Source organism: Pseudomonas helleri (genome assembly GCF_009600315.1).
GTDB classification, from domain to species: domain Bacteria; phylum Pseudomonadota; class Gammaproteobacteria; order Pseudomonadales; family Pseudomonadaceae; genus Aquipseudomonas; species Aquipseudomonas helleri_A.
This window is the reverse complement of record NZ_WIWC01000056.1, coordinates 1-25616: the sequence shown is the minus strand read 5'-3', so window position 1 is coordinate 25616 and position 25616 is coordinate 1. Positions and strand designations below refer to the sequence as shown.

Annotated in this window: 20 protein-coding genes and 1 pseudogene; 5 read left to right on the top strand and 16 right to left on the bottom strand. The window is 58.0% G+C overall.

Annotated elements, in window-relative coordinates; translation table 11 throughout:
* Positions 1–242 (top strand): annotated as a pseudogene (locus GHN86_RS23745) (hypothetical protein); the annotation flags it as partial.
* Here the strand turns inward: GHN86_RS23745 and GHN86_RS21710 are convergent.
* A complete protein-coding gene (locus GHN86_RS21710) occupies positions 215–1147 on the bottom strand; it encodes a LysR family transcriptional regulator (protein WP_153382413.1) in 933 nt (310 codons plus the stop codon). The pseudogene GHN86_RS23745 and the gene GHN86_RS21710 overlap by 28 nt on opposite strands.
* Before the next feature lie 224 nt (positions 1148–1371).
* Between GHN86_RS21710 and GHN86_RS21705 the strand changes: the two genes are divergently transcribed.
* From GHN86_RS21705 to GHN86_RS21690, 4 genes are read left to right on the top strand one after another with little or no spacing between them, the layout of a single operon-like run.
* A complete protein-coding gene (locus GHN86_RS21705; RefSeq protein WP_323369552.1) occupies positions 1372–2883 on the top strand; it encodes an efflux transporter outer membrane subunit in 1512 nt (503 codons plus the stop codon).
* A gap of 36 nt (positions 2884–2919) precedes the next feature.
* Positions 2920–5109, top strand: a complete 2190-nt coding sequence (locus tag GHN86_RS21700; protein WP_153387272.1) for an FUSC family protein — start codon at positions 2920–2922, stop codon at positions 5107–5109.
* Positions 5099–5299 carry a DUF1656 domain-containing protein gene (locus GHN86_RS21695; protein ID WP_122786457.1) on the top strand — a complete coding sequence of 67 codons (201 nt, stop codon included), beginning with the start codon at positions 5099–5101 and terminating at the stop codon, positions 5297–5299. Before GHN86_RS21700 ends, GHN86_RS21695 begins: the two co-directional genes overlap by 11 nt.
* Before the next feature lie 9 nt (positions 5300–5308).
* Entirely contained in the window at positions 5309–6178 is an 870-nt protein-coding gene (locus GHN86_RS21690) for an HlyD family secretion protein (RefSeq protein ID WP_153382407.1), read from the top strand.
* A gap of 7 nt (positions 6179–6185) precedes the next feature.
* Here GHN86_RS21690 and GHN86_RS21685 read toward each other — a convergent pair whose 3' ends face one another.
* From GHN86_RS21685 to yaaA, 15 genes are all read right to left on the bottom strand, one after another.
* Positions 6186–6578, bottom strand: coding sequence for a DUF4440 domain-containing protein (locus tag GHN86_RS21685; RefSeq protein WP_153382405.1), 393 nt, complete (start codon positions 6576–6578; stop codon positions 6186–6188).
* Positions 6579–6832: 254 nt separating this feature from the next.
* Positions 6833–7657, bottom strand: a complete 825-nt coding sequence (locus GHN86_RS21680; protein WP_153382403.1) for an SDR family oxidoreductase — start codon at positions 7655–7657, stop codon at positions 6833–6835.
* Positions 7658–7826: 169 nt separating this feature from the next.
* Positions 7827–9278 carry a mannose-1-phosphate guanylyltransferase/mannose-6-phosphate isomerase gene (locus tag GHN86_RS21675; RefSeq protein ID WP_153382401.1) on the bottom strand — a complete coding sequence of 484 codons (1452 nt, stop codon included), beginning with the start codon at positions 9276–9278 and terminating at the stop codon, positions 7827–7829.
* A 32-nt stretch (positions 9279–9310) separates the two neighbouring features.
* Entirely contained in the window at positions 9311–9967 is a 657-nt protein-coding gene (locus GHN86_RS21670) for an alginate O-acetyltransferase AlgF (RefSeq protein ID WP_228384990.1), read from the bottom strand.
* A 31-nt stretch (positions 9968–9998) separates the two neighbouring features.
* Positions 9999–11177: an alginate O-acetyltransferase gene (locus tag GHN86_RS21665; protein ID WP_153382397.1), complete on the bottom strand. Its 1179-nt coding sequence runs from the start codon at positions 11175–11177 to the stop codon at positions 9999–10001.
* A gap of 12 nt (positions 11178–11189) precedes the next feature.
* Positions 11190–12629 (bottom strand): MBOAT family O-acyltransferase, encoded by a 1440-nt coding sequence (locus GHN86_RS21660; RefSeq protein WP_153382395.1) that lies wholly within the window; start codon positions 12627–12629, stop codon positions 11190–11192.
* A gap of 184 nt (positions 12630–12813) precedes the next feature.
* A complete protein-coding gene (locus GHN86_RS21655; protein ID WP_153382393.1) occupies positions 12814–13935 on the bottom strand; it encodes a mannuronate-specific alginate lyase in 1122 nt (373 codons plus the stop codon).
* Between the two features lie 8 nt (positions 13936–13943).
* Positions 13944–15362, bottom strand: a complete 1419-nt coding sequence (locus GHN86_RS21650) for an alginate O-acetyltransferase (protein ID WP_153387270.1) — start codon at positions 15360–15362, stop codon at positions 13944–13946.
* Between the two features lie 11 nt (positions 15363–15373).
* Positions 15374–16945: a mannuronan 5-epimerase AlgG gene (gene algG / locus GHN86_RS21645; RefSeq protein WP_153382417.1), complete on the bottom strand. Its 1572-nt coding sequence runs from the start codon at positions 16943–16945 to the stop codon at positions 15374–15376.
* A gap of 26 nt (positions 16946–16971) precedes the next feature.
* Positions 16972–18444 (bottom strand): alginate export family protein, encoded by a 1473-nt coding sequence (locus GHN86_RS21640; protein WP_153382389.1) that lies wholly within the window; start codon positions 18442–18444, stop codon positions 16972–16974.
* On the bottom strand, positions 18441–19697 hold the full coding sequence (locus tag GHN86_RS21635; RefSeq protein WP_397462773.1) for an alginate biosynthesis protein AlgK: 1257 nt from the start codon (positions 19695–19697) through the stop codon (positions 18441–18443). Before GHN86_RS21635 ends, GHN86_RS21640 begins: the two co-directional genes overlap by 4 nt.
* A 59-nt stretch (positions 19698–19756) precedes the next feature.
* Positions 19757–20926: an alginate biosynthesis protein Alg44 gene (locus GHN86_RS21630; protein WP_153382387.1), complete on the bottom strand. Its 1170-nt coding sequence runs from the start codon at positions 20924–20926 to the stop codon at positions 19757–19759.
* 34 nt (positions 20927–20960) lie between these two features.
* Positions 20961–22442 (bottom strand): mannuronan synthase, encoded by a 1482-nt coding sequence (gene alg8 / locus GHN86_RS21625; protein ID WP_153387268.1) that lies wholly within the window; start codon positions 22440–22442, stop codon positions 20961–20963.
* A 114-nt stretch (positions 22443–22556) separates the two neighbouring features.
* Positions 22557–23873, bottom strand: coding sequence for a nucleotide sugar dehydrogenase (locus GHN86_RS21620; RefSeq protein WP_153382383.1), 1317 nt, complete (start codon positions 23871–23873; stop codon positions 22557–22559).
* 662 nt (positions 23874–24535) lie between these two features.
* Entirely contained in the window at positions 24536–25315 is a 780-nt protein-coding gene (gene yaaA, locus GHN86_RS21615) for a peroxide stress protein YaaA (protein ID WP_153382382.1), read from the bottom strand.
* Positions 25316–25616 lie beyond the last annotated feature (301 nt).

The window sequence follows — 25616 nt, the reverse complement described above, 5'->3', positions numbered from 1 at the left end:
TCCGTGGGCACGCCGTGACGGGCCATCCTTGGCCCAACACGGCTCTCCCGGCATCCATGCCGGTCGACCCACTGCGCAGAACCTCCACTCGGCCTCCCGAAGGGGCGGTAGATCAAAAGCGAGATCAAGATCAAAATCAAAAGCCAGATCAAAATCAAAAGCCAGATCAAAATCAAAAGCCAGATCAAAATCAAAAGCCAGATCAAAACCCCAATCAGCTATACGTCGCCAGCTCAGTCTGATGCGCCGCCAAAATCTCCGGCAACGAGCCTTTCAAATATTCCACCCAGGTTTTGATCTTCGCATCCAGATACTGACGAGAAGGATAGATGGCGTACAAGTTCAGTTCCTGCGAGCGGTACTTGGGCAGCATGCGCACCAACGTGCCGTTGCGCAGACCATCAATCGCCGCATACACCGGCAACACCCCCACACCCATCCCGCTGGTAATCGCGGTTTTCATCGCGTCGGCCGAGTTGACCAAAAACGGCGAAGAGTTGATCAGCACCATTTCCTGACCTTCCGGGCCTTCGAAGACCCATTTGTCCAGCGCAATCACCGGGCTGACCAGACGCAGACAGGCATGGTTAAGCAAATCGCTGGGTTTGTTGGCAGTGCCGTTGGCTTTTACATAGCCGGGGGACGCGCACACGATGCTGTAGGTAATCCCCAAACGCTGCGACACAAACCCCGAGTCCGGCAACTCGCTGGCCAGTACGATGGACACGTCGTAACCCTCGTTGAGTAAATCCGGCACGCGGTTGGCCAACGTCAGGTCGAAGGTCACATCGGGGTGGGTTTTGCGGTAGCGGGCAATCGCGTCGATCACAAAGTGCTGACCGATGCCGGTCATGGTGTGCACTTTGAGTTGGCCAGCAGGGCGCGAGTGAGCATCACTGGCCTCCGCTTCGGCTTCTTCAACGTAAGCCAGAATTTGTTCGCAACGCAGTAAATAACGTTTACCGGCTTCGGTCAGGGCGATGCGCCGGGTGGTGCGGTTGAGTAGGCGGGTTTGCAGGTGGGCCTCAAGGTTGGAGACCGCGCGCGAGACGTTAGCGGTGGTGGTGTCCAGCATCGCCGCCGCCGCCGTGAAACTTCCGGCTTCGGCTACGCAACTGAAGGCGCGCATGTTTTGCAAAGTGTCCATTAAGTGCTCTCAAGGGGCTAAAAGGGGACAGCAACCAGTTACACAGCGCCAAATTGTGACACGAAGTTTCTGGCATTACCGACAGCTTTACATACGACTAACGGATTATCCCTGTAACGGTAATAAAGATTCACCGTTTTGCCAGCTTATCGTTGCGTTAGCCACGTCCTAAACTAGTCTCCCTCAGCATTAACCCCCCCCCTCCTTTTCAGGAATCAGCAGCAGTGCCACGTCGCATGAGCAGAGAGCTTAAAACACTGAGTGTTTTGGCTTTATCGTTAGCATTAAATGGTTGCATCGGTTTCGGTGGCATTGGCCCCAAAGGCACAATGCTCGCACCCAATGCTTTAGCTACCGACGAGGCGATACAAAGCGCCGCGCAAGATGCCAATTGGCCCAAGGCCCAATGGTGGAACGCCTATGGCGATCCGCAACTCAATGACTGGATCAGCATGGCCGTGCAGGGCAGCCCAACCATGGCGATGGCCGCTGCGCGCGTGCGTCAGGCCAAGGCGATGGCGGGCGTGGCCGAGTCCGAAGAATCGGTACAAGTCACCGGCGGATCGACCATGAAACGTCACAGATGGCCGTCGGACCAACTCTATGGTCCCGGCGATCTGGATAAGGCCACTACGTGGGATAACGAAGCCTCATTGGGCTTCAGTTATTCCCTCGACTTGTGGGGCATGGACAGCAACACCACCGAAAAAGCCGTGGACATGGCGCACATGACGGCTGCAGAAGCCCGTCAGGCTCAGCTCGAATTGCAGAACAACGTGATTCGCGCCTACATCCAGTTGTCGCTGCACTATGCTCAGCTCGACATCATCGAATCGACCTTGCATCAGCAAGAGCAGATTCTTGAGCTGGCGCAAAAACGTCTGGACGGCGGTATCGGCACGTATTTTGAGGTCAGTCAGGCACAAGCGCCTCTGCCCGAAATTCATCGCAAAATCGACGCGCAGGAAGAAGAAATTGCCCTGACCCGCAATCAGTTGTCCGCCTTGGCCGGTAAAGGGCCGGGCGAGGGCGCGCGGTTAAAACGTCCGACACTGGTGCTGGGTGCCGCCCTTAAATTGCCTTCCAACCTGCCGGCTGAACTGCTGGGCCAACGCCCGGACGTGGTCGCCAGCCGTTGGGAAGTGGCTGCACAGGCCCGGGGTATTGACGTCGCACACGCCGGTTTTTACCCTAATGTCAACTTGATGGCCAGCTTGGGTTTTGTGGCCACGGGTGGGGGTGCGCTGGAGTTCCTGACCGCTAAAAAACTCACCTATAACGTCGGCCCGGCCATCTCGCTGCCTATTTTTGACGGGGGACGTCTGCGCTCCGAGTTGGGCGTAGCGTCCAGTGGTTATGACATGGCCGTGGCCAAGTACAACCAGACGCTGGTCAATGCGCTGAAAGGGATTTCCGATCAGTTGATCAAACGTGAGTCCATGGATAAACAGCAAGTGTTTGCCCATGAGTCGGTTGAAGCCGCGCAGAAAACCTATGACATCGCCATGGTTGCTTACCAACGGGGCTTGACCGACTACCTCAACGTGCTGAATGCGCAAACCCTGTTGTTCCAGCAACAGCAGGTTCAGCAGGTGGTCGAGGCCGCACGCCTGAGTGCTCACGCTGAACTGGTGACAGCATTGGGCGGTGGTCTTGGCGCCGGTAACGATGTGCCCAAAGCCGATCGTTACGCGCCCGACAAACCACCGGCAATCATGACGATGTTCAGTCGCTGATATTCAACCCTGATGGCTAATTTTGAGAGCCTGTAGATGAACCATTTACCCGCCCCGGTACGCTGGTTGCATTCCCTGGAATGGCGCCGAGGCTTTTACGAATGGGCACGCACTGACGGCGTGACCTGGGTGCATATTTTCAAGGTGCTGACGGCGGCGTTTCTGACGCTGTGGCTGGCCATGCGCCTTGAGTTGCCGCAGCCGCGCACCGCGATGATCACCGTGTTTATCGTGATGCAGCCCCAAAGCGGTCAGGTGTTTGCCAAAAGTTTTTACCGGTTTTTAGGCACTTTGACCGGCTCGTCAGTCACCGTTGCGCTGATTGCCCTGTTTGCCCAGAACACCGTGCTGTTCCTCGGTGCGATGGCGATCTGGGTGGGCATATGCTCGGCAGGTGCGGCCCGTTGCCGTAACTTTCGTGCCTATGGCTTTGTGTTGGCCGGTTATACCGCGGCTATGGTCGGCTTGCCTGCACTGGCGCATCCGGACGGTGCATTTATGGCGGCCGTGTGGCGGGTGCTGGAAATCTCGCTGGGCATCCTTTGTTCAACCCTGGTGAGTGCCGCCATCCTGCCTAAAACGGCGGGTGCGGCGATGCATGACGCGCTGTACAAACGCTTTGGCGTGTTCGCCGGTTTTGTCGCTGAAGGCCTGCGCGGCAAGTCTTCGCTGGAAGACTATGAAGCCAAGAATGTGCGCTTCATCGGCGAGAGCGTCGGTCTGGAAGGCATGCGCAGCGTGACCGTGTTTGAAGACCCGCACATGCGCCGTCGCAGTGGCCGTTTGAGCCGTCTGAACAGCGAGTTCATGGCCATCACCACACGCTTTAACGCCTTGCACCAATTGCTCGCGCGGTTGCGCAGCCGGGGTGTGGTGCTGGTGGTGGGGGCCATTGAACCGGAGCTGGAGTTGCTCGCGCAGTTGCTCGACACCTACGCCGGGCGTTCATTGACCGACAAGGATGCGGTGGTGCTGGCTGAACAGCTCAGCGCGTTTAAAGCGGGGCTGCCGGGGCATGTGCGTGCCTTGCGGGTGAGGTTTCTGGAAAGTGAACCGAGCCCTTCGGACTTTCTCGACTTCAATACCGCGTATGAGCTGTTGTTCCGTTTTGTCGACGACTTGCACAACTACGCGTTGACCCATGCCTCGCTGGCCGATCACGTTCACGAACGCGAGCGGTGGGACCAACCTTTTGTGTCGCAGACCAACTGGTGGTCGGCGGCGGCATCGGGCATTCGGGCGGCGTTTATTCTGGCTGTGCTGGGCACCTATTGGGTGATGACCGCGTGGCCCAGTGGTGCCACCATGACCCTGATCGCAGCGGCCACGGTCGGGTTGTCGGCGGCCACACCTAACCCCAAACGCATGTCATTTCAAATGGCCTGCGGGACATTCCTCGGCGCCATCATCGGCTTTATTGAAATGTTCTTCGTGCTGCCGCATATCGACGGTTTCGCGTTGCTGTGTGTGGTACTGACGCCCGTCATCATGCTGGGCTCGTTCCTCACCTCGCGAGCTAATTACGCCGGGATCGGTTTGGGCTTGTTGATCTTTTTTACGTCCGGCTCGGTGCCCGACAACCTGACGATCTACAACCCGTACCAGTTCATCAATGATTACATCGCGATGGTGCTGGGCATGCTGGTGTGTGCGGCCGCAGGCGCAATCATCCTGCCACCCAACAGCCGCTGGTTGTGGAGCCGACTGGAGCAAGACTTGCGTGAGCAAGTGGTGTACGCCATCAGCAACCCGAAATTGCGCGGCCTGAGTTCCAGCCTTGAAAGCCGTACCCGCGACCTGATGCACCAGGCTTACGGTCTGGCTGCCGGTAATCCGCAGGTGCAACGCACCTTGCTGCGCTGGATGTTTGTGGTGTTGGAAGTGGGCCACGCGATTATTGAATTGCGCAAGGAACAAGCCATCTTGCCGGTGCACCCGGCGTATGCCGAGTCTCAGCCCTGGCGGCAGGCCATCCGGGTCATGGGCCGGGCGCTGGTGCGGCTGTTCAGAGCACCGAGTGAAAGTAACCTCGAACGTGCGCTGATCGCCGTCGATCACGCGATCAATCGGGTGCAAGCGACCGATGAACCCTTCGCCCGTAATTTCGATACGTCGGCGCTGGTGCGTGTGCAGAGCTACCTTCACTTCATTCGATCTTCACTGCTTGACCCGCAATCACCGCTAGCGGCTTATGCCCAGCCGCAAGGAGTAGAACATGCCTCGTGAAATCGCCTTTCATGGTGTTTACATGCCGACCATGACCCTGATGTTTTTTATCGCGGCCGTGCTGGCCTGGGGCTTTGACCGACTGTTCTCCGGCTATGACCTGTACCGTTTTTTCTGGCATCCGGCGCTGCTGCGTCTGAGCCTGTTTGCTTGTCTTTTTGGCGCCATGGCGCTCCTTGTTTACCGTTGAGACCGACCGATGAAAAAGTTCTTCAGCCTGCTTGCCACCTTGCTGGTTTTGGCCCTTGCGATATGGATCGGCCGGACCTTGTGGGTGCATTACATGGAAACCCCGTGGACTCGCGATGGCCGGGTACGCGCTGACATTATCAATGTCGCTGCGGACGTAAACGGTTACGTGGTCAACGTGCCGGTCAAAGACAACCAACTGGTGAAAAAGGGCGACGTGCTGCTGGAAATCGACCCCGAGCATTACGAAATTGCCGTCAAACAGGCTGAAGCGCTGGTCGCCTCGCGCAAAGCCACGTGGGACATGCGCAAGCTCAATGCGACGCGCCGGGCACAGATGGACAACCTGGTGATCTCACGTGAAAACCGCGATGACGCCAGCAACCTGGCCAGCGCTGCGTTTGCCGATTACCAGCACGCCCTGCAACAACTGGAAGCGGCCAAACTCGACCTCAAACGCACCAAAGTGGTGGCGACAGTCGATGGCTACGTGACCAACCTCAACGTGCACAAAGGCGACTACGCCCGTGTCGGCGACCCGAAAATGGCCGTGATCGACAAGGATTCGTTCTGGGTGTACGGCTTCTTTGAAGAAACCAAACTGCCGCATATCCGCGTGGGCGACAAAGCCGACCTGCAAATGATGAGTGGTGAAGTGTTGAAGGGCCACGTCGAAAGCATCTCGCGCGGTATCTATGACCGCGATAACCCGGTGAGCCGTGAGCTGGTGGCGGACGTTAACCCGACCTTCAACTGGGTGCGACTGGCCCAACGGGTGCCGGTGCGTATTCACATCGACGAAATCCCCGACGGTTTCTTGCTGGCGGCGGGCACCACCTGCACCGTGATTGTCAAACCGACGGATGAAACCGCAGAGTGATGCTTCTTTAATCCGCGAAAAACGTCTCATGCAAATGACGCCAGAGCAGCTTGCCGCTGGCGTCTTTTTCAAACACCACGGTGGCGCGGCGGTCGGTGATTGTTCTGTTATCGACGGCTTGCAGCTCTCGATAACTGATCACCGCGCCTTGGTCGTAAAGGGCGATGCCTTTGAACTCGCTGAGGGTAATCACCAGCCCTGGGCGGGTGCCTCGCAGCTGCTCGAACAACTCCTCCATCCCGTCAATATCCAGCACTTTGGCGCTGGGTGTGATCATCGAAAACTCATTTGAAAAACGCGCCAGCAAGGTGGGTAGCACGCTGGAAAGGCCGCTGAACCAGTTCTCGATCTCGGTGAGTGTTTCTTCGACAAGGTCGAAGTAGGGCGAATAGTCAGTCATAAGTCTCTCGTTGAGCAGGGCAGCACTGTGAAGGTGCAAGCATAGGACACGTTGAGAGCGTGTGTAGCCGCTGACGAGGAGCGAAGGCTGCGATCGAGTGCGAAGCGCTCGCAAAGGCGTGTCAGGTCTTACGACGGCTACGCCGCCGGACGCAGCCTTCGGCAGCTGCTACGGGGGGAGGGAAATGGCGTAGCAGTTGCCGAAGGCGACGTCCGGTTGCGCAGCGACCGTAAAAAGGGTGATTCGGTCAGCGACTACAACGAGCCGGTTAAGCCAAAGCGCTTCATCAGGATTTTTTGCAGCAGCGCACGGGGCAACAATGCCGCCAGCAAGGGCATGGCCCGGCTGCCATTACCCACGCGCAGCAAGGCCGGTGGACGGGTTTTGCGCGCCGCGTCAAACACCGCCTTGGCACAGGCTGCAACGGGGGTGGGGTTGTCTTGCGAGGCGTTGGCTCTGGCGCGAATCCCGTCGCGCACGGGCCACCACGGCGAACCTTCAGCAATCAGTTGTTCGGCCTGCGCGCTGGCATTTTTGCCAAAGTGCGTGTCGATGGCCCCCGGCTGAACCTCCATCACCCGAATCCCGAACGGGGCAAGCTCCATGCGCAGGGCATCACTCAAAGCATGTACGGCGGCTTTGGAGGCACAGTAAGCGCCGGCAAACGGCGTAACCAACACCCCCGAAACGCTGCCGATATTGATCACCAGCCCCCGATTACGGCGCAACGGCTCAAATAACGCCCGGGTGATGCCCACCACCGAAAACACATTGGTTTCGAACTGCTGCTGCAAGCCCTTCACGCCGCCATCGAGTAACGGCCCCATAGCGCCGTAACCGGCATTGTTGATCAACACATCCAGGCCTTGGCCGTGTTGTTTGAGGCGGGCACTGAGTTGATCCACTTCAAGGCTGTCATTGACGTCCAGTTGCACCGCGACAAACCCGGCGGCCTTTAGCTGCGCGACATCTGCAGGCTTTCGGGCCGTGGCCCACACCTCATAACCTGCGTCCTTGAAATTGTTGGCCAAGGCACGGCCTATGCCACTGGAGCAGCCGGTAATGAGGGCAATGGGCATAAATGAATCCTGACTCGAATTGAAAGCGCGAAAGTACGCCGTCGATACGTGCGCGACAAGCGCAGGCGAAGCGCGCGATAGTCGAGGAGGGGGGGCGGGGGTTAAACGGGGCCGAAAAAAAGGCCAATCACAGGCAGTTGCTGTGATTGGCCGCAATTATTGCAAAAATTTACTGCGCGATGGTTTTGATCGAGACGCCGCGCTCAACCGGGGTCGAACGCCCGTACACATCTTCAAAACGCTCAATGTCGTCTTCGCCCAAATAGCTGCCGGACTGCACTTCAATGATTTCCAACGGGATCTTGCCCGGGTTGCGCAAACGGTGAACCGAGGCAATCGGGATGTAGGTCGACTGGTTCTCGGTCAGCAAAAACACATTCTCGTCGCAGGTCACTTCGGCCGTACCCGACACCACAATCCAGTGCTCAGCACGGTGATGGTGCATTTGCAGAGACAGGCAAGCGCCCGGCTTGACGGAGATGTGTTTGACCTGGAAACGGCCACCCATGTCCACCGAGTCATACGAACCCCACGGACGATAAACCTCGCAGTGGTTTTGGGTTTCGCTGCGGCCTTGCGCGTTGAGGGTGTTGACCATCTGTTTGACGCCCTGAACGCTGTCTTTGTGGGCAATCATCATGGCGTCTTTGGTTTCGACCACCACGATGTTGTCCAGGCCGATCACCGACACCAGCTTGCCATTGCCGTGAATCATGCAGTTGGTGCTGTCCTGAATCACCACATCGCCTTTGCTGACGTTGCCGTTGACGTCCTTTTCATTGACGTCCCACAGCGACGACCAGCAACCCACATCGCTCCAGCCCGCCGACAATGGCACCACACAGGCGTGCTCGGTTTTTTCCATCACGGCGTAGTCGATGGAGTTGTCCGGGCAGCACGCGAAGGTGGCTTCGTCGATGTCCACGGTATCAGCGTCCTGATGGCTGCGTTCCAGTGTCAGCAGGCAAGTGTCGTAGATGTCCGGGTCATGCTTTTTCAGCTCTTCCAGGAAGCGGCTGGCGCGGAACATGAACATGCCGCTGTTCCAGAAATAACCGCCGTTTTTGACGAACTCTGCAGCGCGCTTGGCATCCGGTTTTTCGACAAAGGATTCAACGCGGCTAACGCCTTCCGGCAGCCCGGCATCGGTGGCGGACTTGATGTAGCCATAGCCGGTTTCCGGCTTGAGCGCCGGTACGCCGAACAGCACCAGTTCGCCACGTTCAGCGGCAACTGTCGCCAGCGCCAAGGCACGTTGCAGGGCTTTCTGGTCTTCGAGTACGTGGTCGGCAGGCAGCACCAGCATCAATTCGTCGCGACCTTCGTTGATCAGCATCATCGCGGTCAGGGCCACGGCCGGTGCCGTGTTGCGGCCAAACGGTTCCATCAGGATGCGCTGCGTGTCGAGCTTACGGTTGGCCAGTTGTTCGTTGACGATAAAGCGGTGTTCTTTGTTGCAGACCACAATTGGCGTGTCCATGCCGTCAAACACCAGACGCTCCAGGGTTTGCTGGAACAGGGTCTGTTCGCCGGTCAGGGCCAGAAACTGCTTGGGGAATTGCTTGCGCGACAAAGGCCACAGACGCGAACCGCTACCACCTGAAAGAATTACCGGAATCATGTTGTCTCTCCAAAAATTTTAAAAAAGGGGAATTAACGAGTCGATACCGGGCGTTTTACCCAGGTCGGTGCCAGGCTGCTGCCGCTGCCCGTGATGTACAGAACAGCGGCTTCACCGCGTTCCAGCGCTACCGGCTTGAGGTCGCTGACTTTCTTGTCGCCGTCAAACAGGGCAAAGCTGACCTTCACCGGGTTGATTTCACGCTCGCCCCGGCTCTTGGCCGCGACGGTTTTCACCACTTCGGTCTTGCCGTCAGCGGTCTTCAGGGTCAGCGCCTTGTCGGTCAGGTTCTGCACCCGTACCAGCGACTTTTGCTTGTTCTTGAAGGGTGGTTCTTCAATCAGCTGCGGTTGGCCGCTGCCGGTGTTGACCAGCGTGTAGTAGTGATCGGCCGCCAGTTTGACCGGCACGTTTTGGCTACCGACCTTGGCGCTGTAATCGCCTTGGGGCATAAAACTGAAATCGCTGCTGCCCAGTGGCGCCACATCGTCCAGCGCGGTGTTGCCCACGGTGGCGCTGACTTCCTGATTGCTGGCGTTGAAGATGCGGACAAAGCTCGACCCTTTCGGGGCGCTCGGGCCATAGAGCGCGGCATCGCCACCGGCCCAGGCTTGCAGAGACAGCAGGCTGAGGCCGGCCATCAGTGCGATAGATTTGGCGAGACGACGTGGAGCAGGTTTGAACGGCATCGCTTTAATGGACATAAGTTGAACCTCTCTTTCAGTTTTGCGCCCGGTTGGGCGTCTCGGATTTGGCTGTGTTCTGTGCAAGTTGCGGCGCGCGTGCGCCCGCTTCTTTCAAGCTCGCGACCCACTTCGGATCAGCGTCGCCAATGTCGTTGTCCACCGGCAGGTAGCGCTCCGGGAATTCCCAGATCAGCACTTGGGGCGGGGTGTTCTTGAAGGCATCGCTTTTCAGGTAAGCGAGCATCGGCAGGATGGGGCCGTGGCCGTCCTTGGAGTCATTGATCACGTCACTGCGCAGCGCTTGTTTCAAGGCGCCGACAAAGTTCCAGTTAGGGTTGGCGCTGTAGCTGGTGCCCACCAGCGTGACCGGCACTTCGCTGTCAGCGAATAAACTGTCGGCGCTTTCAGGCGCGGCATCGGCGGCGCGGGTGGTGCGTTTTTCCAGCGGTTCGGACGGCGGCAGCAGGTGGCTGAACAGCGGGTCCAGTGGCAGGAAACGCTCCAGATCGCCGTTGTGCTGCTCGGTTTTTTCAACCTCGGTCACAAACTGTTGCGGCTCGCCACTCAGGGGAAATTGAGCACCGACAGCCTTGGCCAGTTGCTGTGCGGCGATTTGCGCACCGTCTGGCGTCCAGTGGGTGTCAGTGCGCAAAAACACCTGCGCGCCCGCCTGCTTGGCCTGTTGCAACGGGCCGAGCAGATCCGGAGCGATCACCTGACTGGCGGCCAATTGCGCATGAAAGTCGCGGTACAGATCGGCATGGATCGACGCCGGGCGTTTGTCACCCATGTGCTCGGGATACAAGCGCACTTTGGACGGCACCACGGCCATCACCAGCTTGATGCCGTGGGCCTTCAGAGTTTGGCGCACGCCTTCAACCAGCGCGTAATTGCCCGCCACGTTGTGTTCGGCGTTGGGCCAGGGTTTGAACTCTTCATCGCTGAACAGCCACTGGTCGCGGCCCAGAATCACACCCGGACGGCCTTCATTGAACAGAGTGAAGTCCAGCGCAGCCCAGAGGTTGGTACCCAACCGCTTGATCGGGAATTCGTCGTCGTAATGGGTCTCGACGGCTTTGCTCCAATGACCGTTAAGCACGGTGGTTTCGGGCGGCGTGTTGAAGCCCATAAAGCTGCGCAGCGAAACCGCTCCCAACCCCAGTAGCAGGCCGCAGAAGCTGGTGACGTAAACGATGCGTAATGTTCGGTTCATGGTCGGCTCCCCTTAGAACTGGAAGTACAGGAACGGCGAGAAGCTTTGCGCCGAGAGTTTGAAAATCGAAGCCACAAACAGCAGGCCAATCACACTGCGCAGTGCATAGCGTGACCAGTCGGCCGGCACTGCCTGGGCCTTGCTGACGTCCAGTTCGGTCGGTCGGCGGTACAGGTCGCGCAGGCCGAAGAAGGCCAGCGTCAGGTAAGCCACGATCAGGGTTGCCACTTGCAGGCCGGTGAGGTTGGCGCGGGTCAGTTCCGACAGCGACCATTCGTTGAAGCTGAACATGGCGCCATACATGCGACCGGCCACGTGCAGGTTTTCGGCGCGGAAAATCACCCAGCCAATCACCACGATCAGGAAGGTCAGGGCCCAGCGAATCGGGTTAAGCGCACGTGGGTTGGTGTTCAGGCCCAAGGCTTTTTCAATCGCCAGCCACATGCCGTGCCAGGCACCCCAGAGGATGTAAGTGATGTTTGCGCCGTGCCACAGACCGCCCAGCAACATGGTCAGGAACAGGTTGCGGTAGGTGGTCAGCGTGCCTTTACGGTTGCCGCCCAGCGTGATGTACAGGTAGTCGCGCAGCCAGGTGGAGAGGCTGATGTGCCAGCGCCGCCAGAACTCGGCGATCGACTGACTGATGTACGGCTGTTTGAAGTTTTCCATAAAGCGGAAACCCATCATCAAGCCCAGGCCGATGGCCATGTCGCTGTAACCGGAGAAGTCAAAATACAACTGCGCGGTGTAGGCCAGTGCGCCTAGCCAGGCATCGCCCGTGGTCGGGTCCTGCAAGGCGAAGCAGTGATCGGCGACCACGGCCAGGGTGTCGGCAATAAACACCTTTTTGATAAAGCCCTGCATAAACCGCGTGGCACCTTCGCTGAACTTGTCGAGGGTGTGCGTGCGGTTGTTGAACTGATCGGCCAGGTCACGAAAACGCAGCACGGGGCCAGCGATCAAGTGCGGGAAAATTGCCACAAACGCGGCAAAGTCGATCAGGTTGCGGGTGGCCGGGGTGTCACCGCGGTACACGTCGATGATGTAGCTGATGGACTCGAAAATATAGAACGAGATACCGATCGGCAGCAGTACGTGAGTGAGGATAAACGGGTCGAGACCGGCCGAATTCATCATCGCGTTGATGCTGTCGACGCCGAAGTTGGCGTACTTGAAGTAGCCCAGAATCCCCAGATCGACCACCACGCCCAGCAACAGCCAGCGTTGTGCAGGTTTGGTGCGCACACCAGCGGCGCCGACTTTGAGGCCGATCCAGTAGTTCCAGACGGTGACACCGATAAACAGCGCCAAAAAGTCCACGCGCCACCAGGCATAAAACACATAGCTGGCGATCAGCAACAGCAGGTTGCGATAGCGTTGGCCGCTCAAGTAATAGAGGGCGAGAAACACCGGTAAAAATAAAAACAGGAACACATTGGATGAAAAAACCATCCTGACCTCTCCGTGTGGACCAACAATAAAGGGCTCAGCCCCCCCAAACCCCCCCGTGAAAATAGGGGAGGGTGTTTGTGTTTCTTCTGGGGGTCGGTGTCGTTTGATCGACCCTCACCCCAACCCTCTCCCAGAGGGAGAGGGGGCTTGGCTGCGTTTGCTTTTAATTAGCGTGAGGGCAGCGTTATTTGCCTTTGTCGTGAGCCGGGTCGTACACCTTGGTCAAATCCCCGCCCAGTCGAAATGTCTTGAACGGTTGCATCTCGCGCTTGCGCTCAATGACTTCAGGCGCACAGGTGTAGAGCGTGCAGAACGGTTCCAGCCAGGCGAACTTGGCGTCTACCTTCAAGTCGGTCATGTCCTGCTCTTTACCGTTCTTGTCTTCAAACTCGTCCGGGTCTTTCACCCCGCTCAACACGCGTTCGCCCAAGCGCTTGAGCGCCGCATTGTTTTCGTTGCGCAGGTCCACGCCATTGACCAGTGCAAAACTGGCGATCATCGCCAGCGGTGGCAGGGCGTAGTTGTGGTAAGCCAGCGCCCGTTGCTGACGTTTCATCTCGTTGGGCAAATAACCTTGGGCGTCGACCTGATTGGCCCCCACCTTGAACTCTTTCACCGACCAGTCGAACAGGTCGCGGCGGTTAGTGGCGATGGACGTGGCCATCACTGACCAGGCGGCCCAGTACGAGTGATTGTTGGTTTTGACCAGCGGCAGATCATCCCAGTCGCTGACCACTTGATCGGCCATTTTGCTGAACCAGGCCTCGATCATCTGCGCCTGCTCAGGGTGCTTGGCCAAGGGTTGCGACTCGGAAAACTTCAGGCGCAAGTAAGACGAGGCCATGCTGCCCAGCGCCCATTTGCGCATGGACTTACCGGTATGGTTGAAGTCTTTGCTCATCAACGCATCGGCCTTGGCCCAGGCGCTCAGCCAGTTCAAGGTGCAATCGAGCTGCTCGGGGCGGCCGTCGCGCATAAATTGCATCACTTGTTTGCTGGTGCCGCGCTCCAGCGTGGTGATGCCCTTGGTGGCTTCACGAAAAGCTTTTTCCGAATCCACGTTCAAGGTCGAACGGGCCTTGTCCGAGCCTTCGTACTTGCTGCGAAATTCCAGCTTGTCGGTATACGGCTGCGGCATGGCCGTGCAGTCGTTTTTGAAATCGCCGGTCTTGAACGCTTCAATCGGGGCGTAATAGCCCTGCGGCGGGCGCAGGGGCGCGGCGGCGTTGGCGCTGCTGGCAAACATCGCCAAGCCCAACAGGGTCGGCGCCAGCAGTGTGCGTAAATTGATCGGTGCAGTTGGCATCAGAAACCTCATCGTCCGGCCTGCGCGGTGTGCTGCGCAGAGGTGGGGAATACGTTGCGTGTGCAGAGTTTGGCTTCGACTTTTTGCGCATCACCCGCGTCATCCGGGCCCTGAATTTCAAGCGCCAACAGGTTCTGGTCGGCCCAGTCTTCATCGGTGCGCAGTTCAAAGGCGAAACGTCCGTCTGTGTCGGAGGTTGTCGGCTTGTCGATTTTCAAAGTCTCGTGGCGACCGTTCATGTACCAGAGGGTGGCTTGCAAGGTTTTCACCGACGGGTCGGCGAAGCGGATGTCAATTTGATGGTTGGCGTTGTGCAACGGCTTGTTGGTGCCATTGACCAGTAACTGGTTGGTGCCGGGCTTGAGCGTGGTGTTTTTGCTCAGCAGCGCAGGTTTGCCTTCGCAACCGTTGCCCAGCAGCGACATCATTTGGCGATAGGTGACTTCCTGATCGAGGCGATACAGTGGCGAGAATTCCCAGATCAGCACCTTGGGCGGTGTTTTCTGGAACTCGTCGCTGCCCAGGTACTGCAACATCGAGCCTTCCAGACCACCGCCGGGGAAGGCGACGTTGAGGATGTCCGCGCCAATGTTTTGCTCCAGGAAGCCGGCAAAGTTGTAGTTCTTGCCGCTGTGGCTGGTGCCCACCAACGTGATTTGCGGGTTGGCCTCGTCGCTGAACAGGTCGCCGTCGCCCGCTTCGCCTTTAGGCTCGGTGCTGAACTGGTCCATGTACTGCACGGCGTAGCTGGTGCCGCACAGTTGCCCGGCCATGTTGTGCAGGGTGCCGGTCTTGCCCATGCGCCCGGAGATTTTGGTTTCGAACTCGCGCTGCGGGATGTCGGCAAAACCGGGGATTTTCTTCACGGTTTCGGCGACGATTTTGGCCGTACGTTCTGCGCCATACGGCGTCCAGTGCTGATCACCGCGGAAGTAGAAGTCGTGCGCCTGTTGTTCATCGGTCAGCGGCGACAAATCCGGCACGTAGTAGCCCATTTTGGCGAAGCGGCCCAGCATGGCCTGATAGTTTTTCAGGGCCGTGTCGTAGTCGAAGGATGCGCGCTCGGCAGGCATCAATTTACTGCGATTGACCAGACCGCGAGTCGGCTGGTAGACCACGACCAATTCCACCCCTTTGCTTTTGAACGCATCGTGCAGTTGCTGCATGCGCTTGTAGCCTGCGGGCGTGGTTTCGAATTGGGTGCGCAGGTCTTCCTGGGTACGGAACAACCAGTCGCCTTTGGCCTGCACCAGCGTGGTGAAGTTTTGCTGGTAACGCGTGGTGTAGTTCTTCGCGTCGTGGGCTTCGGGGCACAGGTTGCAGCAGTCCTCGGCGGTGAACGTCGGGGCTTCGATTTCATCGGCTTGCACGCCTGCGCTGGCAAGCAGAAGGCCTGCGGTCAGCAACGTGATCAAATGCGGGGGCATAACAGTCATCCTCAGTCGTGCAATTCGGTCTGGCGTTCAACGGGGTCGATCAGCACGGCTTTTTGCTGGCGCACCATCAGGTCGAGAATCTCGTCCTGACGTTCACCCAGAATGCCGTTCAGGCTGATACCGCTGGATTTGGTCGGGGCCAGCATCGACACCCGGTACAGCTCGATGCTCAAGGGTGAGTCAATGCTCAGTGGTCCGCTGCCGTTACCGGCCAGCTCGCCACCCACCAATATCAGTGACACTTCGGTGTCGAACGGATCGAGGTGAATATCGCGGTCGGTGTCGCTCAGGTCTTTGATGTGGCCGTACACGCCGGTCAGGCCGTTGGCCATCGAGAGGTTTTCGTAAAGCCGAATATTCACGCTGTTACGCACCCGAATACCGTGACGACGGTTGTTGAACACCTTGTTGCCCCACAACAGGTTGTCACCGCTCTCATAGAGGGTGATGCCGTCGGTGTGGTTCTGGAAAATGTCGTTGTCGGCAATCAGGTTGTTGACGCTATTACGGTCGATCACCAGGCCTGACAATTTGTTGTTGTGGCTGCGGTTGTTGAAGATGAAGCTGTCGTCCACTTCACGGGAAATAATTATGCCGTGTTTGCGCTTTGTGCCGTACACGTCGTTCTCGGCAATGATCAGACCGTGTGAACGGTCATGGGGGTCAATGCCGTAAACGATGTTGTCGCGGTAGGTGCTGCCCTTGACCACAAAGTCGCGGGTTTCGTAGCAGTAGAAGCCGTACCACATGTCCGAGAACTCGGAGTCGACGATCCAGCCCGTGGGCTCATCGCGTTTGACCACCTTGGCCATGTTGGGCGTGTACTGGGAAATACTCACCCCGTACGACTTACTGTTGGCGTAGCCAAAGCTGGCCATCTTGCTGTTGACGATGTAGGTCTCGGTGCCGCCCCAGGCCAGCAGGAACGGACGGAATTCGTTTTCATTGCGGAAAGTGGCCGGGCCGTTGGCCTTTTCACGCCAGCCAGTGACTTGGGTGTCACGCACAAACAACTGGCCATCGTTGACCATGAAGGAGCCGCCTTCTTCGGACAGACGCAGCTCTTTGGTGCTGCTGTCGATGTCCAGAATGCCTTGGTGTCCGACCACGATCGGCAAGCGCGCCAGATACACACCCGGTGCGGTTTCGCTGAAGTACTGCTTGGGCAGGCGTTTGGCCAGATCCTTGAGGTTTACATAGCCGTCGTCGATGAAAATCGCCTGGGGAATGCCGCCTTGACGCACCACCCATTCGGCCATTTTGTTATCGCCGCCGATGAAGTCTTTCAGGGCGTTCTCTTGCATCATGCGGCGCACGCTGATTTTGCCGGCTTTGCTGCGCACAATTTTGGCCGCCGCCGCTTCGCGGGTGTAACCCGACAAGTCGGGCAGGGCGGGCTTGGGAATGTCCAGCGGCGCCGTTGGCGCGGTGCTGACGGTGTAGGTTTTGGCTTGTTGCAGCTCTTTGGCCACTGTCGGCGTTACCGGCGCGACGGAGGCAAAGGCGGCCGAACTGGCCAGCAGCAGCGCGCCAGCCAGCAGGCTGATCGCGCCTTTATGGGCAGGATGATTCATGTCACGCACTCCCGTTGGCGTAGTCATCAGAAGCGCCAGATCACGTCAACAAACGCGCGGTGCATGTACGAGTCGACGTTCTTGCCGTAGGCATCGCCCGGCTTGAACACGCCGCCACGAAAGCGCACCAGTGCCGATGGCTCGTCAATCGACTGGCTCAGTGCGGCAGGCAGCAGGCCTTGTTTGAAGTACTTGGTGACCACCAGGTCCATTTCCTGACCAAGGTCGTTTTTACCGTCGATCAATGGCAGGGACGTGCTGGACAGCAAGCCACTGGTAGGGTCTTCACTGTTTTCCACGGCGTTGATGCCGTTACTGCCCACCGGTTTGCTGGAGTCGACGCGCCAGAACTTGTGGTAGACCAGCGAGGCGTCGTAGTCGTCTTGCAACTGCCATGAGGTGAACAGGGTGGCGCTCTGCATGTTCTGCATCTCGCCACGGAACGCTTCACCAAAACGGTGAACCCGCGAGCGAGTGCCGGTGTAGTTCGAGCGGTTACTCTCAAGCCCTGTCTGTTGGTAGTCGGCGCTGGCGCGGGAATAGGCCGCACCGACTTGCCAGTTCGGATCAAGGCGCAAACGAATGCCCAGATCGGTGGCCCAGCCGTCTACGTTGTCACTGGTTTTGGCACCCGCCAGGGTGCGCCCGTCCACACTGGAGGTGGCCAGGTTGTCACGTTTGCCGGACATGCCGGTGAGGCTGGCCCAATAGTTGACGGTGTTGGTGTTGCGGTAGTTGTACGCGTCGCTGTTGGCTTCGATACCGAGCCAGGTCAGGTCGCCGTTCTCGGTTTTATCCAGCGAGTCGACTTCTTCACCTTGATGCTTGAGCTTGCCATCGTCGTGGGTGTGGTGGGCGCGCAGGCCGACCCATTGACCGGGTGTCCACTGTGCCGAAATATCACCGAACAGGTGCAGGCGATCCTTGTCATCGGGGGCCAGATCGTGAAGGTCGGTGCGGTACTCGCTAAAGCGTTGCGCCGCGCCCAGATTAGCCTTCAGCAAGGTGGTGTCGAAGGTCCAGTTAAGGGCTTCGATATTGGTGTCGCGCCACAGGCCGTCGTCGTTGCGCAGGCGTTGGCGACCCATGCGAAGCTCTTCGCCGGGGTAGGCGGTGAAGCCTTTGTAACCGATCCAGAATTCACGCAGGGCCAGGTAGCTTTTGTCCGGGGTGCGCGAGTCGCTGCTGCTCGATTGCTGCTCATCGGCCTGTTGCAGGGTGTCGGTTTCGATGATGTCGCTGGACGTCACCGCCTGACCCATCACGTACGCGCTCCAGTTGCCGTGCTCGAAATACGCCCATGGGCGCAGGTCAAGGGCGATACCGTTAACGTCGCCGCCGTCACGGGTGCCGAGGTCGCGGTCGTCTTCGGACTGGGCAGTGATTTTGGTCTCAAGGCCGAAGTTCTTTTCATCGGTCAGGGCGGCCAGGGTCGGGCATGACCACAGCAGCGCGAAAGACAAGCCAATGCCCGCTTTCACAAAGGGATTGAGGGTCATAGGGCTTCCTCGCCGTGTTCTTGTTCTAGCTGTGCTTGCAGCAACAGGTTGGCGCGCAGGGCGCGTTCTTTTTCCAGCAGGCGTTCAGCCTCGGCGCGTTGTTCAGGCGGCAGTTGCTCGTCGAGCTGGCTCGCCAGTTCATTGCCCTGCGGGGTGTCCTGCACTTTCGCCAGCTGGCCGAACACATAAGCGTTCAACAGGTTGGGCTTGGTGCCCTTGCCTTGGGAAAACAACTGGGCGATGGCGAAGTCGGCGCTGTTCTGGCCGTTACGCGCAGCCTTGAGCAAATGGTCGAGGGCTTTTTGCGGGTACACCTCGCCCAGATAACCGCGACGGTAGATCTGGCCCAGGTAGTAATCCGCCGCGACTTCTTTGTCCACGGCACGCTGGAAGTGCGCTTCGGCCTTTTTCGCATCCGGGGTTATCCACTTGCCGTCGTAATACATGCGCCCCAGCAACAGCTCGGCGCGGGGCAGGTCGGCGGCGCGGCCGTTGTCCAGGTATTCCTGCAGCTGCGCGGTGTCGCCCTGATCCGGGAAGTCATAAAGCAATTGCGCCAGGCTGACCCAGGCTGCGGGGTAGCCGGGGGCGATGTTTTCCAGCAGCGATTTCGCCGTTTCGGGATCGGGTGTGCCCACTGTCGGATCGGCCAAAACCCGTGCTACACCGTCGACCTTCTTGGCCGAGGCTGCACCGCTGCGATACGCGCCTTGCAACTGCGTGACCAGCTCGGCCAGTTGTTCAGTTTGACCACGCTTCTGGTAGATAGCGGCCAGCTCGGCGTAATAACCGGCGTTGCCCAGGGACTGTTCCAGCAGCGTTTGCGCTTCCAGCAACTCGGCTTCGGTCGCATCAGGCTTGGTGGCCAGCAAACGGCCCAGACGACCCTGAGCACGCGGCGAGGTTTTCGCGGCAGCGCGGTAAGCGGCTTCGGCTTTCTTCAACTGATCGGCGTCTGGATTCGTCATCCAGATGTCCGCCAGGCCGACCTGCGCTTCGGTGTAACCCAGATCCGACAACGCTTGATAGTTACGCTGAGCGGTAGCGGTATCGCCACGCTTCAAGGCTTCATTGGCCAGACGCTGATCCGGCAGGCCGGAGCAGCCAGCCAGTGCAATAGCTGCAACCAGTGGTAGCAACGCCTGCCCCCGTAGCAGCTGCCGAAGGCTGCGTTCGGTTGCGAAGCGACCGTAAAACCCTTTGGCACGGTGTGTCAGAACCTGCGCGTGCTCAGGAGTGCGAGCGTTGCGCACTCGGACGCCGCCTTCGGCAGCTGCTACGGGAAATGGAAAGGGAGATGGGCTTGTCATGCTTACAAACCCGCAGCCGAGGCTTTGTCGATCAACCAGTTCAACGATGGACCACGGTCGCTGCGCACGTCTACCGGACGACCAGCCAGCGCGCTGTCGAGCGGGGCATCAGGTTTGATTTGCACGCGAATGTCAGACGACAGGTCGTCGCTGTTAAGGCTGGTGCTGCTGATGATCTTGCCGCTACGTTGACCGTCTTCACCGGCAATCTGGAAGTTAACCCGAGTGCCCGGCAGAACGTCACCGAACTGGCGATAGCTGAAGCGTGCCGCGATACCGGCTTCGCTGGTGCGCGGCACCAGTTTGAAGATCACATCACCCTTGCTGGCGTATTGACCATTGGCAACCACTTGTTCCGCCACTACGCAATCACACGGAGAGGTCAGGGTGCCGGTCATTTGCTTGCCGAACAGGGTTTCGATGTTCTGCGGTTGCAGCTGGTTTTCGTCCAGATGGCCTTTGAGTACGTCGAGCATGCTGGTGCTGAACGTCGCAATCGGAGCACCGTTGGCGGCCAGGTTGTCGTCTTTGATCAGGCTTTGCACCGTGCCGTCACGGGGCATGGTGATGTTCAAGGCAGGCACGCTGACCAGCGCCGATTGCGCGTGGGTGACGAAGTACAGGCCGTACACCGATTTGACGATAAAACCAAACGCCACCAGACCGACCACAAACACACCGGCGCTGAGCACCACGGCTTTCATGCGCCCGAACGGGGTCATGCCGCTGCCGCCATCCTTGACCTTGCGCGCTTTAGTGAAGTTGTCACGTTGCAGGGTGGCGAGCATTTCGCCCATGGTCACGATGTCGCCGCTCAGGTGTGAGGTGATCAAGTGACGCAAGGTGGCGATGTCTTGCAGGTCGAGGTTCTGGAACTGGCAGCCGACGCGGCCGGTCTGGCGGTCGACATTGCGCACCAGCAGGTCGACGTCCATGGTCAGGCCGAGGTTATCCACCAGAAATTGCAGGCGGCCTTTAAATACGTCGCCGACCTTGAACGTCTGGTTGGCGGCGTTGAAGCTCAGGCCACCGGCCGAGAGGTCGATCAGGCTGGCTTCCATCGGCGCGCGTTCGGCCGTGAGAAAGCGCAGCTTGGCCGGGATTTTGACCCGCGCATGTTGGCGCTGGGCTTCGGATTCGTGGACAACGTTGGCGTTAACTTGAGTGTTCATGGGTCTTATTCCTGATTAATTCGGTCGAGTCGGTTCAGACCATCGTCAGCAGCACAGCCACAAAAATGCTGGCAGCCGAGAAGGTCATGGTTCGAGACGACCAGGTGTTGAACCAACGTTGAAAGCTGGCCAGATCACGGGTCAATTTGGTGTCCTGACGGGTCCAGGATTGTTGGTCGATGCGGAAGAACACGTAGATCTTCACCAGTGCCCCAACGATCTGGTTGTAATAAAGAATGATTGGGTAAGCCGGGCCGATGGTGTGGCCCGAACAGGCCAGCAACAGGGTCAGAATCAAGCGGGTGATGCCGATCCACAGCAGGTAGGCGATCAGGAAGGTGATGCCGTATTTGGCCGTCGCAATCAGCGCCACGGTCAGGCCCAGCAGGGAAGTCCACATCGACACACGCTGGTCGAACAGCACCACGCTGGTGAAGGCACCCAGGCGTTTAACACCCAGCCCCAACGCGCGGGCGTTCTGGCGCAGGTTGTTGCCGTACCAGCGGAACATCAGCTTGCGGCTGGCTTTGATAAAGCTTTTTTCCGGCGGGTGTTCCACGGTGTGAATCGCCGCGTCCGGGACATAAAAGGTGTCGTAGCCCAGACGCATCAGGCTGAACCAGCTGGACTTGTCGTCGCCGGTCAGAAACTTGAAGCGGCCCAGACGCCAGTGTTGCAGCGAGTCACTTTCCACATCGGCAATAAAGTCGGGGTCAGTCACCACGTTGGCACGGAACACAGACATGCGTCCGGTCATGGTCAGCACGCGCTTGGACAGGGCCATCGAACACATGTTGATGTGGCGTTGAGCAAAGCGCAGCTTGTGCCATTCGCTCATGATGTAGCCGCCGCGCACTTCGCAGAATTCGTTGGTGGTCAGGCCGCCGACATTGCCGAACAGCTGAAACCACGGCACGGTTTTACGCACCACACCTTGCGCGAGCACGGTGTCACCGTCGATCACCGCGACCACTGCGCGGTTGTCCGGCATGTGTCGGGAGATGGCGCGGAAGCCATAGGCCAGGCCGTCACGTTTACCGGTGCCGGGAATGCGCACAAAGTCCAGTTTGACGCGGTCAGGCGGGTTAAGGCGCTGCCACATGCTCTTGACCAGCAGCTCGTCGGACATTTCAACCAGCGAACACACCACGGTGGTCGGCAGGCCGCAGTCAATCGCTTCACGAATCACCGAGCTGTACACCTGGGCGGTGGTCAGTGCATCGATTCGAAAACTGGTGACCATCAAAAACACATGCGACGGGTCAGCCGCCTTACCCAGCTTGCGAACCTTGCGGCGCAAGTGGGGGTACACCACATATAAAAACAGCATCCCGCGCACAAAGTGCGTGATACCCATTGAGTAGCGCCAGATACCCACGGCGCCAATCAGGAAAATAAAGTTCTTCGACTCGGAGTCAAAGATAGAGGTCGGCAACGCTAGCGCGAGGCCCATCAACAGAGTGAGATAAAACAGCCAACCGGCGGCTTGAAGAAGGCCGTTTTTAAGCCTGAGCATAATCGAGTTCCGTATGAGCATTTAGGCGGTACTGCGCAAACTCTGTAGCCGTTGGCGCAGGCTGCGATTGATATAAAACTCGCAGCCTGTGGCAGCGGCTACAGGGGCAGCGTGTTACCAGCAGATGCCTTCGGTACGGCCTGTGGTGCTTGTGGCATTGGCCATAAAGCCCACCAGGTCGATCACTTGTTTACCGGCCGGGGCGTTTTGCGCCAGGGCACGGAATTTCTCGTCGCGGTTACCCAGAATGATCACGTCGCTGTTATTGATCACAGCGTCGAAGTCCGAGTTGAGCAGGGACGAAACGTGAGGGATTTTCGATTCGATGTACTCTTTGTTCGAGCCATGAACACGAGCGTATTCGACGTTGGTGTCGTAGATGCTCAGGTCGTAGCCTTTGCCGATCAGCATTTCGGCCAGCTCGACCAGCGGGCTTTCGCGCAGGTCATCGGTACCGGCCTTGAAGCTCAAACCGAGCAGGGCGACTTTGCGTTTGTCGTGGCTGGCAACGATGTCGAAAGCGTTCTGCACTTGCGATTCGTTACTGCGCATCAGCGAGTTGAGCAGCGGCGCTTCTACGTCCAGCGAACCGGCGCGGTAGGTCAGGGCGCGGACATCTTTAGGCAGGCATGAGCCGCCGAACGCGAAGCCTGGGCGCATGTAGTACTGCGACAGGTTCAGGGTTTTGTCCTGGCAGACCACATTCATCACTTCACGGCCATCAACACCCACTGCTTTAGCAATGTTGCCGATTTCGTTGGCGAAGGTCACTTTGGTGGCGTGCCACACGTTGCAGGTGTACTTGATCATCTCGGCCACTTCGATGTCCTTGCGGATAATCGGTGCGTCGAGTTCTTCGTACAGTGATTGCAGTACATCGCCGGAGGCCTTGTCGAACTCGCCGATCACGGTCATTGGCGGCAGGTCGTAGTCGGCAATGGCGGTGCTTTCACGCAGGAATTCAGGGTTTACGGCAACGCCGAAATCAACGCCGGCTTTCTTGCCCGAGCATTCTTCGAGAATCGGGATAACCACGTTTTTTACGGTGCCCGGCAACACGGTGCTGCGTACAACGATGGTGTGACGGCTGGATTTTTCACGCAGCACAGCGCCGATTTCGCGGCACACAGCTTCGATGTAGTTGAGTTCCAGATCACCGTTTTTCTTGCTCGGCGTGCCGACGCAGATCATCGACAGGTCGCTGTCACGGATGGCCGAAGCAAAGTTGGTGGTGCCGCGCAGACGGCCCGTTTGAATACCCTGAGCCAGCAGCTCGCCAAGGCCCGGTTCAACGATGGGCGATTTGCCAAGGTTGATCAGGTCAATCTTGTCTTGAGAAATATCAACGCCAATAACTTCATGGCCGCGGGCAGAAAGACAACCGGCACATACGGCGCCGACGTAACCCAAACCAAATATGCTGATGCGCATCGTAATTGACCTCTGTCATGTTCAAGCCACTGAGTGGCCTAAGTTAAAAAATAAGGGTGAATCTGGAATTACGGCGTAACTAACCCGCAATACCGTGAACAGGCACTGTTATGTTTCAACGCTGTTTAAGTTGCACTTTTAAAGTGCAGCTACTTAATGTCTTGTAGGACAATCTGGCTGAGCCATCCTCCGCAGATACACGCAGGGGGATACCTCAAGCCATTGATTTATATGGCACGAAGGCGTTGAGCAGGTGATTCGCTTTTGGTTACCACACCCCGGCTGGCCAGAGTGTGTTAAGCGTTTATTTTATGAGTGCTGCGTAAGTCATTTCCTACAAGCTCGGTAATAATTGTTACGGATTCTATGAGCGGTGCTTCTGTACATAGTTCCAGCCCGCTGATCTCGTTTTTAGTTATTACGGGATATGTTGCAAAAGATGGCACTGGTTGCAAAGTGATGGCCCCAAAGGTTTCGCCCTTTAGTTACAGGTAGTTCATTCGCCGCGATAGTTTTGTGCCACTACTCGAAAAAAAATTAAGTGCCACTATGAAAAAAAGTCACATTTGTCGAGTGAATTTATATTTATCGAGGGGGTGTGGAGGGCGCAACGAGGTGCGACGCACACTCAGTGAGCTGAGGTGCGTCGAAAAAAGGCGGGATTACTCGGGGGCGTGATCGCGTAAAAAAACCAGCAGGTCGGGTTTCGACTGCTCGGCGCTGTAACGATAACCCTGAGCGTCAAATTGCTTGAGGTGCTCAGGGGTGTTGATGCGTTCCTTGATCACAAAGCGGCTCATCATGCCGCGGGCCTTTTTCGCATAAAAGCTGATGATCTTGTGCTGACCGTTCTTCAGGTCCTTGAATTCGGTATTAATGATGCGTGCGTTCAAGGCTGATTTTTTGACGGCTGAAAAGTACTCGTTGGAGGCCAGATTGAGCAACACATCATCGCCTTGTTCGGCCAGTGCTTCATTGAGCCACTCGCTGATTCGTGTGCCCCAGAAGGCGTACAAGTCCTTGCCGCGCGCGTTGGCCAGCTTGGTGCCCATCTCCAACCGGTACGGCATCATCAAGTCCAGCGGACGCAACAGGCCGTAAAGGCCCGAGAGCATGCGCAGATGGGTTTGCGCGTAGTCAAAGTCGTCTTCATTGAAATCCACGGCATTCAGGCCGGTGTATACATCGCCCTTGAAGGCCAGCAGTGCCTGCTTGGCGTTTTCAGGGGTAAAGGCCGGAGTCCAGCTGCCGAAACGGGCGGCATTAAGGCCTGAAAGCTTATCGGACAGGTGCATCAGCTCGCCAATCTGTTGCGGGCTTAATTCACGCAGTTGCTCGATCAACACCTGTGAGTGGTCCAGGTACTGCGGCAAAGTAAAGCGCGCAGTGGCTGGCGGCGTTTCGTAATCGAGGGTTTTAGCGGGTGAAATCACCATCAGCATGGGGGCGTCTCCTTTTAAGCGTGGGTACGATTGTAGGGAGTTGGGCGGTTTGACTCCACCTATCAGCGTCATAGAGGGGTGTTGATGTGTAGTCGCTGACGAGGAACGAAGGCTGCGATGGGCTGGTTGCCGCAGCCTCGTGGCAAGTCAGCGAGCGTGTGATCTGGCTTGTGATTTGGCTTGTGATCTGGCTTGTGATTTGGCTTTTTATCTGGCTTTTGATCTTGATCTGCCGCCCCTTCGGGAGGCCGAGTGGAGGTTTCGCGGAGTGGGTCGACCGGCATGGATGCCGGGAGAGCCG